Source organism: Rosenbergiella metrosideri (assembly GCF_022602565.1).
Taxonomy (GTDB): domain Bacteria; phylum Pseudomonadota; class Gammaproteobacteria; order Enterobacterales; family Enterobacteriaceae; genus Rosenbergiella; species Rosenbergiella metrosideri.
This window is the reverse complement of record NZ_JALBCV010000009.1, coordinates 14,372-29,684: the sequence shown is the minus strand read 5'-3', so window position 1 is coordinate 29,684 and position 15,313 is coordinate 14,372. Positions and strand designations below refer to the sequence as shown.

General features: G+C 45.9%; 15 protein-coding genes. All 15 read left to right on the top strand.

Translation table 11 applies throughout. From position 1 onward, the window contains the following. Positions 1-295 precede the first annotated feature (295 nt). Positions 296-1,021 carry a 30S ribosomal protein S2 gene (gene rpsB / locus MKR94_RS10235; protein ID WP_214212045.1) on the top strand — a complete coding sequence of 242 codons (726 nt, stop codon included), beginning with the start codon at positions 296-298 and terminating at the stop codon, positions 1,019-1,021. Positions 1,022-1,206: 185 nt separating this feature from the next. Then, positions 1,207-2,058: a translation elongation factor Ts gene (tsf, locus tag MKR94_RS10230; protein WP_214216564.1), complete on the top strand. Its 852-nt coding sequence runs from the start codon at positions 1,207-1,209 to the stop codon at positions 2,056-2,058. Positions 2,059-2,209: 151 nt separating this feature from the next. Continuing rightward, on the top strand, positions 2,210-2,935 hold the full coding sequence (gene pyrH, locus MKR94_RS10225) for a UMP kinase (RefSeq protein WP_241606220.1): 726 nt from the start codon (positions 2,210-2,212) through the stop codon (positions 2,933-2,935). Between the two features lie 130 nt (positions 2,936-3,065). Then, complete coding sequence (frr, locus tag MKR94_RS10220; RefSeq protein ID WP_062811997.1) at positions 3,066-3,623, top strand: ribosome recycling factor; 558 nt, start codon at positions 3,066-3,068, stop codon at positions 3,621-3,623. Between the two features lie 119 nt (positions 3,624-3,742). Then, positions 3,743-4,936, top strand: a complete 1,194-nt coding sequence (ispC, locus tag MKR94_RS10215; RefSeq protein WP_241646814.1) for a 1-deoxy-D-xylulose-5-phosphate reductoisomerase — start codon at positions 3,743-3,745, stop codon at positions 4,934-4,936. Between the two features lie 160 nt (positions 4,937-5,096). Continuing rightward, positions 5,097-5,849: a (2E,6E)-farnesyl-diphosphate-specific ditrans,polycis-undecaprenyl-diphosphate synthase gene (ispU, locus tag MKR94_RS10210; RefSeq protein ID WP_241646813.1), complete on the top strand. Its 753-nt coding sequence runs from the start codon at positions 5,097-5,099 to the stop codon at positions 5,847-5,849. 15 nt (positions 5,850-5,864) lie between these two features. Beyond that, positions 5,865-6,722 (top strand): phosphatidate cytidylyltransferase, encoded by an 858-nt coding sequence (gene cdsA / locus MKR94_RS10205; RefSeq protein ID WP_241646812.1) that lies wholly within the window; start codon positions 5,865-5,867, stop codon positions 6,720-6,722. An 11-nt stretch (positions 6,723-6,733) separates the two neighbouring features. Then, positions 6,734-8,083, top strand: coding sequence for a sigma E protease regulator RseP (gene rseP, locus MKR94_RS10200; protein WP_241646811.1), 1,350 nt, complete (start codon positions 6,734-6,736; stop codon positions 8,081-8,083). Positions 8,084-8,129: 46 nt separating this feature from the next. Then, positions 8,130-10,544 (top strand): outer membrane protein assembly factor BamA, encoded by a 2,415-nt coding sequence (gene bamA, locus MKR94_RS10195; protein ID WP_241646810.1) that lies wholly within the window; start codon positions 8,130-8,132, stop codon positions 10,542-10,544. A 99-nt stretch (positions 10,545-10,643) separates the two neighbouring features. Further along, the gene (gene skp, locus MKR94_RS10190; RefSeq protein WP_099822530.1) at positions 10,644-11,138 is read left to right on the top strand and encodes a molecular chaperone Skp; all 495 of its coding nucleotides are present in this window, start codon (positions 10,644-10,646) and stop codon (positions 11,136-11,138) included. A gap of 3 nt (positions 11,139-11,141) precedes the next feature. Continuing rightward, entirely contained in the window at positions 11,142-12,173 is a 1,032-nt protein-coding gene (gene lpxD / locus MKR94_RS10185) for a UDP-3-O-(3-hydroxymyristoyl)glucosamine N-acyltransferase (protein ID WP_241646809.1), read from the top strand. Between the two features lie 139 nt (positions 12,174-12,312). Further along, positions 12,313-12,768 (top strand): 3-hydroxyacyl-ACP dehydratase FabZ, encoded by a 456-nt coding sequence (fabZ, locus tag MKR94_RS10180; RefSeq protein WP_048911569.1) that lies wholly within the window; start codon positions 12,313-12,315, stop codon positions 12,766-12,768. Positions 12,769-12,770: 2 nt separating this feature from the next. Then, a complete protein-coding gene (gene lpxA / locus MKR94_RS10175; RefSeq protein ID WP_241646808.1) occupies positions 12,771-13,559 on the top strand; it encodes an acyl-ACP--UDP-N-acetylglucosamine O-acyltransferase in 789 nt (262 codons plus the stop codon). A 9-nt stretch (positions 13,560-13,568) separates the two neighbouring features. Continuing rightward, positions 13,569-14,711: a lipid-A-disaccharide synthase gene (lpxB, locus tag MKR94_RS10170; RefSeq protein ID WP_241646807.1), complete on the top strand. Its 1,143-nt coding sequence runs from the start codon at positions 13,569-13,571 to the stop codon at positions 14,709-14,711. After that, on the top strand, positions 14,704-15,303 hold the full coding sequence (gene rnhB, locus MKR94_RS10165) for a ribonuclease HII (RefSeq protein ID WP_241646806.1): 600 nt from the start codon (positions 14,704-14,706) through the stop codon (positions 15,301-15,303). The genes lpxB and rnhB overlap by 8 nt, the downstream gene beginning before the upstream one ends. The last annotated feature ends 10 nt before the right edge of the window (positions 15,304-15,313 follow it).

Genomic DNA, 15,313 nt, shown 5'->3' with positions numbered 1-15,313 from the left:
CTGCCCCTGCGCTGCCAATAGCCCGCTCGTAAAGCACCATTGAAGCCTGTTAAAAGTGAACAAAATATAGCACCAAGGACTATTTTATGGTATAAAGCGCGCCGATGATTCTTTATCTCTCATCTCGAAAGATAAAGCATCACTTACACTCATTATGTGAAAGGTGGTTTTCGCAGTTTACTGTGAAGGTCAAACCAAAACACACATGTACCGACACATACTCCGGGGTGCCTGTAAAGGTCGGTGGTATGGGGTACATGGAGGCTCAACCCCAATTAAAATTTTAGAGGTTATAATGGCAACTGTTTCAATGCGCGATATGCTGAAGGCTGGTGTTCACTTCGGTCACCAAACTCGTTACTGGAATCCAAAAATGAAACCTTTCATTTTCGGTGCTCGTAACAAAGTTCACATCATCAACCTTGAGCAAACTGTACCAATGTTCAACGACGCTCTGGCTGAGTTGCACAAGATTTCTTCTCGTAAAGGGAAAATCTTAATGGTTGGTACTAAGCGCGCAGCAAGCGAAGCTGTTAAAGAAGCAGCACTAAGCTGTGACCAGTACTTCGTTAACCATCGCTGGTTAGGTGGTATGCTGACTAACTGGAAAACTGTTCGTCAGTCAATCAAACGCCTGAAAGATCTTGAATCACAATCACAAGACGGTACTTTCGAGAAGTTAACTAAGAAAGAAGCATTAATGCGTGGTCGTGAACTGGCTAAACTGGAAAACAGCTTAGGCGGTATCAAAGACATGGGCGGCCTGCCTGATGCATTATTCGTTATCGATGCTGATCACGAACACATCGCAATCAAAGAAGCAAACAACTTAGGTATCCCAGTATTTGCTATCGTTGATACCAACTCTGATCCAGATGGTGTTGATTACATTATCCCTGGTAACGACGATGCGATCCGTGCAGTCACCCTGTACTTGACCGCTGTAGCGACGACTGTTCGCGAAGCGCGTTCACAAGATTTGGCTGCACAAGCAGAAGCTGCATCTTTAGAAAACGCCTGATAATCTTTACTCGAAAGAGTACTGGCATCAGATGTAATCTGTCAGGGGCCAGCAATGGCCCCTTCGTATATTCAATGTATTGGATGTCCTTTTAGACGTTTGATGCATATTCACTCCTACGAAAATGATGCTGTTTAGGCCCAATAGTGGAAGTAAACAGGTCACAGTTAACCGAGGAAAATAGAATGGCTGAAATTACCGCTGCTCTGGTAAAAGAACTGCGTGAGCGTACTGGCGCAGGCATGATGGATTGTAAAAAAGCGCTGACTGAAGCGAGTGGCGACATCGAGCTTGCAATCGAAAACATGCGTAAATCTGGTGCGATCAAAGCGGCTAAAAAAGCGGGTAACGTTGCAGCAGACGGCGTGATCAAAACTAAGATTGCTGGCGATTACGCTGTAATCTTAGAAGTTAACTGCCAAACTGACTTCGTTGCTAAAGATGCTGGCTTCCAAGCGTTCGCTGATAAAGTGTTAGATGCAGCAGCCGCTGATAAAGTCACTGATGTTGAAGTGTTAAAAGCGCAATTCGAAGAAGAGCGTGTTGCACTGGTCGCTAAAATTGGCGAAAACATCAACATCCGTCGCGTTGCAGTATTAGAAGGCGACGTTTTAGGTAGCTACCTGCACGGTGCTCGTATCGGTGTTGTGGTTGCAGCTACCGGTGCTGATGAAGAGCTGGTTAAGCAAATCGCTATGCACATCGCTGCAAGCAAGCCAGAATTCGTTAAGCCTGAAGATGTGTCTGCTGAAGTTGTTGAGAAAGAGTACCAAGTACAGCTCGACATCGCGATGCAATCTGGCAAGCCTAAAGAAATCGCAGAAAAAATGGTTAAAGGCCGTATGGAGAAGTTCACCGGTGAAGTTTCACTGACTGGACAGAGCTTCGTTATGGACCCAAGCAAAACTGTTGGTCAACTGCTGAAAGAAAAAGGCGCTGACGTAACTGGCTTTATCCGCTTTGAAGTGGGTGAAGGTATTGAGAAAGTTGAGACTGACTTCGCTGCAGAAGTTGCAGCAATGTCTAAGCAGTCTTAATGCTAAAAAGAACCGCCAGTTAGGCGGTTCTTTTTTGTCAACGGTAACACTATCCGATTTTTTCTCATTCTGTTTTTTTCAACGAAAAATATGGGATGATTAACCCGAAAACTACTCCTATTATTCAGCCAATTTCCGGGAATAAACTATTATGGCGACGAACGCAAAACCTGTATATCAACGTATTCTTCTTAAACTGAGTGGCGAAGCGCTTCAAGGAACTGAAGGTTTTGGCATTGATGCGAGTATCTTAGACCGCATGGCTCAGGAAGTTAAAGAGTTAGTCGAACTTGGTATTCAGGTCGGTGTCGTTATTGGTGGCGGCAATTTATTCCGTGGAGCCGGTCTGGCGAAGGCAGGTATGAACCGTGTTGTCGGTGACCACATGGGAATGCTTGCAACAGTAATGAATGGCTTAGCGATGCGTGATGCCCTTCATCGTGCATACGTCAATGCACGCTTGATGTCAGCCATCCCTTTGAATGGTGTGTGCGATAACTACAGCTGGGCGGAAGCAATTAGCCTACTGCGCCAGAATAAAGTTGTTATCTTCTCAGCAGGAACGGGAAATCCATTCTTCACCACCGACTCAGCAGCCTGTCTTCGTGGAATTGAAATTGAAGCAGATGTCGTCTTAAAAGCAACGAAAGTTGATGGTGTCTATTCTGCCGACCCCGTTCAATTCCCTGATGCAGTGCTTCACGATAAAATCAGCTATCAAGACGTTTTAGAGCGTGAGCTGAAAGTCATGGATCTTGCTGCCTTTACGCTAGCACGCGATCATAATTTACCGATTCGTGTTTTCAACATGAATAAGCCAGGTGCGTTGCGTCGAGTTGTGATGGGCGAAAATGAAGGCACATTAATTTCGCAATAATTCCTGTGTCTTAGAAAATAAGGTATATTCTGGTAGAGATAAGTTCGTTCGGGGCTGTCGGCCAGAGTGACAGGTAAAGTGAATTACTCCGACAGTCATCGGAGTGCATCAACAATCCAAGGGTTTTAAAGTGATTAACGATATTAAAAAAGATGCAGAAGTCCGTATGGACAAGTGTGTTGAAGCGTTTAAAACAGCTATCAGCAAAATTCGTACCGGACGTGCGTCCCCGTCACTGCTTGATGGTATTGTCGTCGAATACTACGGTACCCCTACGCCACTGCGTCAATTAGCCAGTGTTACGGTAGAAGACTCAAGAACGTTAAAGATCAACGTTTTTGATCGCTCTATGGGCCCGGCGGTCGAAAAAGCGATTATGGCGTCAGACTTAGGATTAAACCCGAGTTCTGCAGGGGCCGATATTCGCGTGCCACTTCCTGCGTTGACGGAAGAACGCCGTAAAGACTTAATCAAAATTGTTCGTGCTGAAGCTGAACAAGGCCGTGTTTCGGTGCGGAATGTGCGCCGTGACGCAAATGATAAAGTGAAGGCGTTATTAAAAGATAAAGAAATCAGTGAAGATGATGATCGTCGCTCTCAAGATGATGTTCAAAAACTCACCGATGTAAGCATCAAAAAAGTTGATGCTGCACTTGCGGATAAAGAGAAAGAACTTCTCGATTTCTAAGCATTAATTCTGCTTTACAACGCCGTAATGAGGGCTCAGTGATTGAGTTTTCTTACGGCGTTTTGTTTAGGTCATTGGGTAATGATGTGTTCTCACCTCACTAAGAGAATGGAAAGTCGATGCAACGATTAACGATACTGGGTTCTACCGGCTCGATAGGCACTAACACCTTGGATGTGGTGAGAGAAAATCCTGAGTTATATAAGGTAAGCGCATTAGTCGGTGGAAAAAATTCTGCTTTGATGGCCGAGCAATGTGTAGAATTCCGACCAGATTATGTCGCCATGGCAGACGATGAATCTGCGAGAGAGCTGCGTGAGCGGCTGGCGACATTAAATTTATCGATCGATGTCTCTTCAGGTATAAAGGCTGCATCAGAACTGGCGGCATTACCCGAAGTCGATCAAGTGATGTCATCAATCGTTGGTGCATCCGGACTTTTGCCGACACTTTCTGCAATCAAAGCAAGTAAGCGTGTCCTTTTAGCCAATAAAGAGTCCTTGGTGACCTGTGGCAAATTATTTATGGATGCAGTCCATGACTACAATGCACGTTTGTTACCAGTGGATAGTGAACACAATGCTATTTTTCAGAGTTTACCTGAGACTTTGCAACAACAACTTGGGTATGGTGACTTAAGCGATAACGGTGTCGACTCCATCATTCTTACCGGGTCCGGCGGGCCGTTTAGGCAGACGCCAGTAGAAGAACTCGTCCACAAGACACCGGACCAAGCTTGCGCCCATCCTAATTGGTCAATGGGTAGAAAGATCTCGGTGGACTCGGCAACCATGATGAATAAAGGTTTGGAATATATTGAAGCGAGATGGCTGTTTAATGCCCAACGCGCGCAGATGGAAGTTATCATTCATCCGCAGTCAGTCATCCACTCGATGGTCCGTTATCGCGATGGTAGCGTAATCGCGCAGTTGGGAACACCCGACATGAGAACACCGATTGCCCACTCAATGGCATGGCCGAATCGTGTGAGTACCGGTGGTAATCCTTTAGATTTCACCCAGCTGCAATCCTTGACTTTTGATCACCCGGATTACCAACGTTACCCTTGTCTGGCACTGGCTATCGAAGCTTGCGATAAAGGTCAGTCCTTTACTACGGCATTAAATGCTGTAAATGAAGTGGCGGTTGCCGCATTTTTGCTGGGACGTATTTTATTCACAGATATTGCGGCACTTAATTCAGATGTTTTAGGTCTAATACACTTTGCCGAGCCTAAGAGTATCGATGATGTTTTACAAATTGATAAAGAGAGCCGCGCCTTAGCACGTCAACAGATAGAAAGACTCTTCTAGGGCTTTTCTGCAGGGCAACAGATTTGTCGCTCTATGCGGAAAATGGTATAGTCGCTCGCCGTCTTTTCTGATTTCACGCGTACTCTTAATTGATTGGAATAGGCTACCGGAAAAAAGTTGCGAATAAACCGATGCGTTTTTAGAGAGAGTAAAGCCCGATATGTTGTCAAAAGGCCAAAATGAAGCAGAATGGCTACCTCAAATTTTACCACAACACGTTGCTATCATTATGGATGGGAACGGACGTTGGGCGAAAAATCGCGGTAAATTAAGGATGTCAGGCCATAAAGCTGGCGCTAAGGCTGTTAGGAAAACGGTACGTTTTGCGGCTAAACACCACCTTAAGGCGCTCACTCTCTATGCTTTCAGTAGCGAAAACTGGAGCAGGCCGGCCCAAGAAGTGACTGCGCTAATGGAGCTATTTATCTGGGCTTTAGAGAGCGAAGTAAAATCATTACATAAAAATAATGTTCGCTTACGCGTGATTGGCGATACCTCAGGTTTTAACAAAAAAATTCAAGACCGCATCGCTAAAGCGGAAATGCTCACGGCAGAAAATAGTGGATTGACCTTAAACATTGCCGCGAACTATGGTGGACGTTGGGATGTCGTCCATGGCGTGAAACAGCTAGTGGAACAAGTGAAAAAGGGAGTACTACAACCAGAAGATATTACGGAAGATAGCTTGAACTCGCAGCTTTGCCTCTCGGACTTACCTGCCGTGGATCTTGTGATCAGAACCGGTGGTGAGTATCGAATTAGTAATTTCTTGATATGGCAAGTAGCGTATGCAGAGTTCTATTTTAGCCCGGTGCTTTGGCCCGATTTTGATGAACAAGAATTTCAAGGAGCGTTGGATGCCTTCTCTCAGCGTGAACGCCGATTTGGCGGTGTCGTGTCCAATGAATCCTAATATCCGGGGGTTTTTTTGTTAAAGTCTCGACTCTTAACCGCAATTATTCTGATACCACTTGTTATTGCGGCACTCTTTTTCCTCCCTGCTGATGGCTTCATTCTGGTCGTCTTGACCATTACCATGCTCGCCGCATGGGAGTGGGGGCAGTTCGCCGGGCTAAAGACACCCTTGCAACGTATTCTCCTCGCATTAGTATTCGGATTGTTACTTGCCGGTATGGTGTTTATGTTGCCACCTTATCAACGCGATATCCATCAGCCTTATGTCGCTCTCTCTCTTTGGATCTCCCTTAGCTGGTGGTGCGTCGCATTGCTGATGGTACTTGCCTACCCAAAATCGAAAATATTATGGGAACGTTCAAGACTTTTACCGTTAATTTTCGGTGCCTTGACACTAGTCCCTTTTTTTTGGGGCATGCTAGTCCTACGTCAATATCATTACGATTTTGACCGCTATGCTGGTGCCTGGTGGCTGTTATTTGTTCTTCTACTTGTGTGGGGGGCCGATTCAGGTGCCTACCTCTTTGGAAAGTTATTTGGTCGACATAAACTTGCACCGAAAGTATCACCAGGTAAGACGCTAGAAGGATGTTTAGGTGGCCTAGCGACTTCAGCGGTAATCGCTTGGGCATTTGCCTATTTTGCGCCCCTCAATGTTGCACCGACTAGCCTCATCTGTAGTGCAGTCATTGCTACCTTAGCTTCTGTGTTGGGCGATCTGACGGAAAGCATGTTCAAGCGTGCGTCAGGTATTAAAGATAGTGGCAACCTGATCCCAGGACACGGCGGTATTCTTGATAGAATCGATAGTTTGACGGCGGCTGTCCCCGTCTTTACTTGCGTGCTATTACTCATATTTCAGGTGAAATAAGGAGTTAACCTTTGGGAAGTTTTTTCTGGAGTCTTGCAGCGTTTATTGTCGCTATAGCGATACTTATCACTGTTCATGAGTTTGGACATTTTTGGGTAGCGCGACGTTGTGGAGTTTGGGTTGAGCGTTTTTCAATAGGTTTTGGTCCTGCTATCTGGCGGCGTAAGGATAAGAAAGGGACAGAGTTTGTTATCGCAGTTATTCCTCTCGGCGGTTACGTTAAGATGCTGGATAGTCGTGTCGAGGCAGTGCCCGAAGATCGCCGTCACGAAGCGTTTGACTATAAGACAGTAGGCCAACGCAGTGCCATTATTGCCGCAGGGCCGGTGGCAAATTTTCTGTTTGCGATAGTGGCCTATTGGTTGGTCTTTATGCATGGCGTTCCGGCAGTCAAGCCAATTATTGGGCAGGTAGTGAGTGGTTCGATCGCTGAGCAATCTCATTTAACCGCTGGCGCGGAACTAAAATCGATAGACGGTATCGAAACTCCTGACTGGGATGCTGCCCGTTTAGCCCTGATATCAAAAATTGGTGATACTTCAGCTGAACTAATGGTAACTCTGCGTGGTCAACAGGGGCAGGTCGAAAAACATGTCGACTTACGACAGTGGAAATTTGACCCAGAAAAGCAGGACCCCCTGGTCGCCTTAGGCTTGATTCCGGTTCAACCAAAAATTGAACAAGTGCTCGCCCAAGTGCAAAAAAGTTCTCCAGCCGATAAAGCAGGTTTGCAAGCTGGCGATAGGATCGCTAAAGTCAACGGTCAGCAGGTGTATGATTGGGCCTTTTTTGCCAAGGTAATTAAAGACAGTCCACAACAGCCGTTAAAAGTGGACGTCGAGCGCGAGGGGAGATTGGTGGCGTTGATCTTAACGCCAGACGTTAAGCCGGGCTCAAGTAAAGAAGGCTTTGCAGGGGTAATACCTCGTGTTGAACCGCTACCGGATGCTTATAAAACCGAGCACCGTTATGGTCCATTATCTGCCTTGGCAGAGGCCACGACTAAATCCTGGCAACTGATAAAGCTTACTGTAACAATGCTTGGTAAGTTAGTGTTAGGCGATATCAAGCTGAATAGCCTCAGTGGTCCAATCTCGATTGCACAAGGTGCAGGGGCCTCAGCGGGATATGGCATGATTTACTATTTAATGTTTTTAGCATTAATTAGTGTGAATTTAGGGATCATCAACTTAGTTCCCTTACCTGTGTTAGATGGAGGGCATTTACTCTTCCTCTTGATTGAGAAAATCAAAGGCGGGGCAGTGTCAGAGCGAGTTCAGGCATTCAGTTATCGTATTGGTTCAGTACTACTAATACTGTTAATGGGCCTGGCACTTTTCAATGATTTCTCTCGCTTGTAGACGATAATCTACTTGTGAGGATTAGTTAGGAACACGCAAAAAAACGATGGCGATGAAAAAATTGCTCATAGCGTCGCTGCTGTTCAGCAGCGCCACCGTGTACGGTGCAGACGATTTCGTGGTGAGAGACATTCATTTCGAAGGCCTGCAGCGAGTCGCTGTCGGCGCGGCCCTGCTCAGTATGCCGGTACGTGTTGGTGATACAGTCAACGACGATGACATTAAAAACAGTATTCGTTCCCTCTTTGCAACGGGTAACTTTGAAGACGTTCAGGTATTACGTGATGGTAATAACCTGATTGTTCAAGTTAAAGAACGCCCAACGATCGCTAGTATTACCTTCTCGGGTAATAAGGCCGTCAAAGAGGATCAACTTAAACAAAATCTAGAGGCTTCTGGAGTAAGGGTTGGTGAAGCGCTTGACCGTACGACTATCTCTTCGATCGAGAAGGGACTTGAGGATTTCTACTACAGCGTTGGTAAGTATACCGCTAGCGTTAAAGCTATCGTTACGCCACTGCCGCGTAATCGCGTCGATCTCAAATTTGTCTTCTCTGAAGGTGTGTCTGCTAAGATTCAGCAGATCAACATCGTTGGCAACAAGGCATTTAGCTCTGACGAGCTGATCTCGCGTTTCCAATTGCGGGATGACGTGCCGTGGTGGAACCTTGTTGCTGATCAGAAGTATCAGAAACAAAAACTGGCTGGTGACTTAGAAACCCTACGTAGTTTCTACTTGGACCGTGGCTATGTACGTTTTAATATCGACTCGACCCAAGTCAGCTTAACCCCTGACAAGAAGGGCATTTATATCACTGTTAATATTAACGAAGGCAGCCAATATAAAATTGCTGGCGTTGATGTTAATGGAAATATGGCGGGTCACTCGGCCGAAATTGAAAAGCTGGCTAAAATCGAGCCAGGTGAACTTTATAACGGTACCAAGGTTACGCAGATTGAAGATAACATCAAAAAACTGCTGGGGAACTATGGTTACGCTTATCCTCGTGTGATGACTCAGCCTGAGATCAATGATGCAGACAAGACCGTCAAACTGCATATTAGTGTTGATTCTGGTAACCGCTTCTACGTCCGTAAAATTCGCTTTGAAGGCAATACAACCTCTAAAGATTCAGTCCTACGCCGCGAGATGCGTCAAATGGAAGGGTCATGGTTAGGAAGTGGCCTTGTCGACCAAGGTAAAGAGCGTTTAAACCGTACAGGTTACTTTGAGACCGTTGATGTGGATACGCAACGTGTTCCAGGTACCACCGACCAAGTCGATGTTATTTATAAGGTTAAAGAACGTAATACCGGTACTTTTAATATTGGTGTGGGTTACGGTACCGAAAGTGGCGTCAGCTTCCAAGTTGGTGTGACTCAAGATAACTGGATGGGAACAGGTAACACCGTAGGAATTAGTGGAACGAAAAACGACTACCAAACCTACGCTGAGCTTTCCATGACAGACCCGTACTTTACGGTTGACGGAGTTAGTTTAGGCGGACGTGTCTTTTACAGTAATTACAAAGCGGATGACGATGACTTATCCGATTATACTAACCGTAGCTATGGCTTAGATGGGACCTTAGGCTTCCCAATCAATGAAGATAATTCATTGCGTCTAGGTTTGGGATATGTGCATAACGATTTATCGAATATGCAACCCCAAGTTGCGATGAAACAATATTTCGACTCAGTCGGTAAAAGTTTTTCACTCACCAACGATGATACAAAATACTCGGCCGACGATTTTACGCTTAATTTAGGTTGGACTTATAATACTCTAGACAGAGGCTATTTCCCGACCTCAGGTAACCAAACCAATCTTAATGGTAAAATCACGATTCCTGGATCTGATAACGAGTACTATAAAATAACTCTAGATACTCAACAGTATTTACCACTCAATAAGGATCGTACCTGGGTATTACTAGGAAGAGGAAGGCTTGGGTATGGCGATGGTCTTGGTGGAAAGGAAATGCCTTTCTACGAGAACTTCTATGCAGGGGGATCGAGTACAGTGCGTGGATTCCAGTCAAACACGATTGGTCCTAAAGCGGTTTATTACAACTATGGCTCAAGTTCCAACTGTGGTACGTCAAGCTATGCTAAGTGTAAATCTGATGACGCGGTCGGCGGTAATGCGATGGCCGTGACTAGTCTAGAACTGATTACCCCTACGCCATTCGTGAGCGAAAAGTATGCTAACTCATTAAGGACATCTGTATTTGTTGATGCGGGAACGGTTTGGGATACTTACTGGAATAACACTGATGAAATGAAAGCGCTGGGTATTCCTGACTACAGTAAGCCAGGCAATATTCGCGTTTCATCGGGTGTCGCTCTACAATGGATGTCTCCACTTGGACCGCTTGTATTCTCTTATGCACTACCGATTAAGAAATACGAAGGCGACAAATCGGAGCAGTTCCAATTTAATATCGGTAAAACGTGGTAATATATTATCGGTAAATCAATTGCGATGGCAGGGAATTCTCCCTGTCATTTTGCATAAAATGGTGTTTTACGCACTCAAGGTAATGGAAAGGAGTATATAGTGAAAAAGTTGTTATGTGCCGCGGGTCTTGGATTGGCATTAGCTGCATCAGCTGCACAAGCTGCTGATAAAATTGCAGTAGTGAACGTCTCCAATATTTTCCAACAGTTACCCCAGCGTGCAACCGTTGCGAAGCAATTGGAAAATGAGTTCAAAGGTCGTGCGACTGATCTTCAAGCACAAGAGCGTGCTATCCAAGCTCAAATGCAGAACTTGCAACGTAATGGTTCAACCATGAAAGCAAGCGAGCGTTCTAGCTTAGAGAAAGATATCATGGCTAAGCGTCAAAGCTTTGAAAATAAAGCACAAGCTTTTGAGCAAGACAACCGTCGTCGTCAAATGGAAGAGCGTAATAAAATTCTATCCAGCATCCAAACTGCAGTGAAGAAAGTTGCTGACGATGAAGGGTACGACGTAGTACTGGATACCAATTCAGTTGCTTACGCAGCGAATTCAAAAGACATCACGTCTGATGTGTTGAAACAGGTTAAATAACCGATGGCATCTATTCGTCTGGCTGAACTAGCCCGCCAATTAGATGCAACGGTGCATGGAGATGGCGATATCGCCATCTCCGGCATTGCGTCGATGCAATCTGCGGGTGCCGATCAGATCACATTTCTTGCAAACAGTCGTTACCGCGAGCAACTCTCTCAGTGTAACGCTGCAGCTGTGGTGCTGACGGAAGCTGATTTAGAATTTTGTCAGAGTGCAGCATTAGTGGTTAAAAACCCTTATCTTACTTATGCAAAATTAGCGCAAATTTTAGATACTACTCCCCAACCTGCAGAAAATATCGCTCCCTCAGCGGTTATCGCCAGTGATGCCTCACTCGGTAATAACGTCTCTATTGGTGCGAATGCTGTTATAGAGTCAGGTGTGGTATTGGGTGATAACGTCGTGATCGGTCCTGGCTGTTTTGTCGGGAAAAAGACGACAATCGGTGCCAATACGCGGTTATGGGCGAATGTGTCGATTTACCATGAGATTAAGATCGGCAGCAACTGCTTAATCCAGTCAGGGACGGTAATTGGTGCTGATGGATTTGGTTACGCAAATGATCGTGGCAATTGGATAAAAATTCCTCAGATCGGTACTGTTGTGATCGGTGACCGGGTTGAAATTGGTGCCTGTACGACCATTGATCGTGGGGCGTTAGATAATACGCAGATCGGCAACGGTGTCATCATCGATAATCAATGTCAGATTGCACATAATGTCATTATTGGCGACAATACTGCAGTCGCAGGTGGTGTCATCATGGCAGGTAGCTTGAAGATAGGACGTTACTGCATGATTGGCGGCGCTAGCGTCATCAATGGTCATATGGAAATTTGTGACAAAGTGACTGTAACAGGAATGGGAATGGTTATGCGGCCGATCACTGAGCCAGGCATCTATTCTTCGGGTATTCCGCTACAATCAAACAAGCAGTGGCGAAAGACTGCTGCATTGGTCATGAATATCAATGAGATTAATAAACGTTTGAAAACGCTCGAACGTCAAGCTACCTCGAACAGCGACACCTAAGAGCCGAAGGCCATCCTCACGTCATCGTTGCATAATTATATAAACAATGAAATGTGCGCGGCCTGTTTACCCTTTGCGACCGGTTAACTTTTTTCATCGTGTCGTGTTTTTGCTAACATTTTAGAGCAGGAAGAGTATCTTGACTACTGAAACACATACTCTGGCGATTGAAGAGATCTTTGATTTACTTCCACACCGCTATCCGTTTTTACTCGTTGATCGCGTTTTAGATTTTGAACCACATACTTATTTACGTGCGGTTAAAAATGTCAGTGTGAATGAACCGTTTTTCCAAGGTCACTTTCCTGGTAAACCTATCTTTCCAGGTGTATTGATTCTGGAAGCAATGGCACAAGCCACCGGGATTCTCGCGTTTAAAAGCGTTGGGGGATTAGAACCTGGTGAACTGTACTATTTTGCTGGTATCGACAGCGCGCGCTTTAAAAAGCCAGTTGTTCCAGGCGATCAGATGGTGATGGAAGTCACGTTTGAAAAAACTCGCCGTGGCCTGACTCGCTTCAAAGGGGTCGCAACCGTTGACGGTAAAGTCGTCTGTGAAGCGACCATGATGTGTGCCCGTAGCCGGGAGGCGTAAAAGTGATTGATCAGTCAGCTCGCATTCATCCCACGGCCATTGTCGAAGAAGGGGCTAAAATTGGCCCTGAAGTGACGATTGGTCCTTTTTCGATCATCGGAAATAATGTAGAAATCGGTGCTAGAACAGTATTGAAATCTCATGTGGTGGTAAATGGTTTCACGCAGATAGGGCAAGATAACCTAATCTTCCAATTTACGTCTATTGGTGAAGTTAACCAAGACCTAAAATATGCAGGAGAGGATACTCAAGTGATCATTGGTGATCATAATAGTATTCGTGAAGGGTGTTCTATTCACCGTGGCAGTGTGCAGGGAGGGGGGGTTACTCGTCTTGGTAATCACAATCTCCTGATGGGGAATACTCATATTGGACATGATGGGCTGATTGGTAACCACTGTATCTTCGCTAACAATGCTACATTAGCCGGACATGTGACGGTGGATGACCACGCAATTATTGGCGGAATGACCGCAGTGCATCAATGGTGCACCATTGGTGCCCACGTAATGGTCGGCGGCTGTTCGGGAGTGGTACAAGATGTTCCACCTTATGTGATTGCACAGGGTAACCATGCCTCACCTTATGGTGTCAATATCGAAGGGCTTAAACGCCGCGGCTTCAGTAAGGAAGCATTACACGCTATTCGTAATGCCTACAAACTTCTGTATCGCAGTGGCCGCCCTCTCGAAGAGATTAAGCCACAAATCGCTGCTTTGGCTCAAGAACACAGCGAAGTTCAACCCTTCTATGATTTCTTCGCACGTTCGACCCGCGGTCTAATACGATAAAAGGTTTTCATGCGTCCTTTGACTGTTGCCCTTATCGCCGGAGAAACCTCCGGCGATATTTTAGGTGCCGGATTAATCCGTTCGCTTAAACAAAAAAATCCAAATATCCGATTCGTTGGTGTCGCTGGCCCGCTTATGCAAGCGGAAGGCTGCGAGGCTTGGTACGAAATGGAGGAGTTGGCGGTAATGGGGATTGTCGAGGTACTAGGCCGTTTAAGAAGGTTACTCCACATTCGCCGTGAGTTAACTAAGCGGTTAACTGAGCTAAAGCCTGATGTTTTCGTTGGGATCGATGCACCTGATTTTAATATCCCGTTAGAAGGCAAACTAAAGCGAGCGGGGATCCCGACCATTCACTATGTTAGTCCCTCTGTTTGGGCATGGCGTCAAAAAAGAGTCTTTAAAATAGGCCGTAATACCGACTTAGTGCTAGCCTTTCTGCCATTTGAGAAAGCTTTCTACGATCGCTTTGATGTGCCTTGCCAATTTATCGGCCATAAAATGGCGGACGATATCGCCCTTCATCCCGATAAGTTTGCGGCACGACAGACCTTGAATATTCCTCCTCAAGCGCGTTGCTTAGCGCTTCTTCCCGGTAGTCGATCGAGCGAAGTCGATATGCTGAGTGCAGATTTTTTACGCGCTGCAGTCTTACTGAGAGAGCGTTATCCTGATCTTGAGATTATCGTTCCTGCAGCGAATACGCTCCGGGCCGAGCAATTCCTTACCATCAAGCAGGAAATCGCACCAACGTTATCGCTGCATTTGGTTGAGGGGAAAGCACGTGAAGTGATGATCGCGAGCGATGCTGCAATACTGGCTTCGGGGACTGCTGCATTAGAGTGCATGTTAGCGAAATGTCCTATGGTAGTTGGCTACCGAATGAAACCTTTCACGTTTTGGCTGGCGAAACGTTTAGTCAAAACGCAGTGGGTATCCTTACCTAACCTTCTTGCTGGTCGAGAATTAGTGAAGGAACTCCTGCAAGAAGAGTGTACGCCCCAACGCCTGGCGGCTGCTCTTGAACCGTTATTGCATGAAAGTCCTGAGCGGCAGGAATTACTTACAACTTTCCAAACATTGCATCAGCAAATACGCTGGAATGCAGATAAGCAAGCTGCACAAGCAGTACTGGGACTTATTGATGGCTGATTTTGTTTACCCTATCGCCCACTGTATCGCGGGTGTCGATGAAGTGGGGCGTGGACCTTTGGTAGGCGCTGTTGTCACGTCAGCCGTTATCCTAGACCCAAATAACCCTATTTTGGGATTGGCTGACTCGAAAAAAATAAGTGAAAAGAAACGGCTGATATTATGCAGTGAAATCAAAAAAAAAGCGTTATCTTGGTCAATTGGCCGTGCAGAGCCGCATGAGATCGATCAGCTGAATATTCTTCATGCTACGATGCTTGCGATGCAGCGAGCGGTTGCGGGGTTATCATTGACGCCTGATTTTGTATTGATTGATGGTAACCGTTGCCCCGTCTTACCAATGCCTGCTCAAGCGGTGGTGAAGGGGGATAGTTTAGTCGCAGAAATCAGCGCGGCCTCTATTCTAGCGAAAGTTACGCGAGACCAAGAAATGGCGGACCTCGACCAGCAATATCCTGAGTACGGATTTGCACAACACAAAGGCTATCCTACCGCTAAGCATCTAGAACAACTGACACGTTTTGGTCCAATTCCTGAGCATCGTCGCAGTTTTGCCCCGGTCAGAAATATATTGGCTACCCTGTCAACCTAATCAGTAAACA

Excerpts from the sequence above, each read along its gene's own strand:
- pyrH (WP_241606220.1), top strand. The coding sequence starts at position 2,210 with ATGGCGACGAACGCAAAACCTGTATATCAACGTATTCTTCTTAAACTG.
- tsf (WP_214216564.1), top strand. The coding sequence starts at position 1,207 with ATGGCTGAAATTACCGCTGCTCTGGTAAAAGAACTGCGTGAGCGTACT.
- lpxB (WP_241646807.1), top strand. The coding sequence starts at position 13,569 with ATGCGTCCTTTGACTGTTGCCCTTATCGCCGGAGAAACCTCCGGCGAT.
- ispC (WP_241646814.1), top strand. The coding sequence starts at position 3,743 with ATGCAACGATTAACGATACTGGGTTCTACCGGCTCGATAGGCACTAAC.
- bamA (WP_241646810.1), top strand. The coding sequence starts at position 8,130 with ATGGCGATGAAAAAATTGCTCATAGCGTCGCTGCTGTTCAGCAGCGCC.
- rpsB (WP_214212045.1), top strand. The coding sequence starts at position 296 with ATGGCAACTGTTTCAATGCGCGATATGCTGAAGGCTGGTGTTCACTTC.
- ispU (WP_241646813.1), top strand. The coding sequence starts at position 5,097 with ATGTTGTCAAAAGGCCAAAATGAAGCAGAATGGCTACCTCAAATTTTA.
- lpxD (WP_241646809.1), top strand. The coding sequence starts at position 11,142 with ATGGCATCTATTCGTCTGGCTGAACTAGCCCGCCAATTAGATGCAACG.
- rnhB (WP_241646806.1), top strand. The coding sequence starts at position 14,704 with ATGGCTGATTTTGTTTACCCTATCGCCCACTGTATCGCGGGTGTCGAT.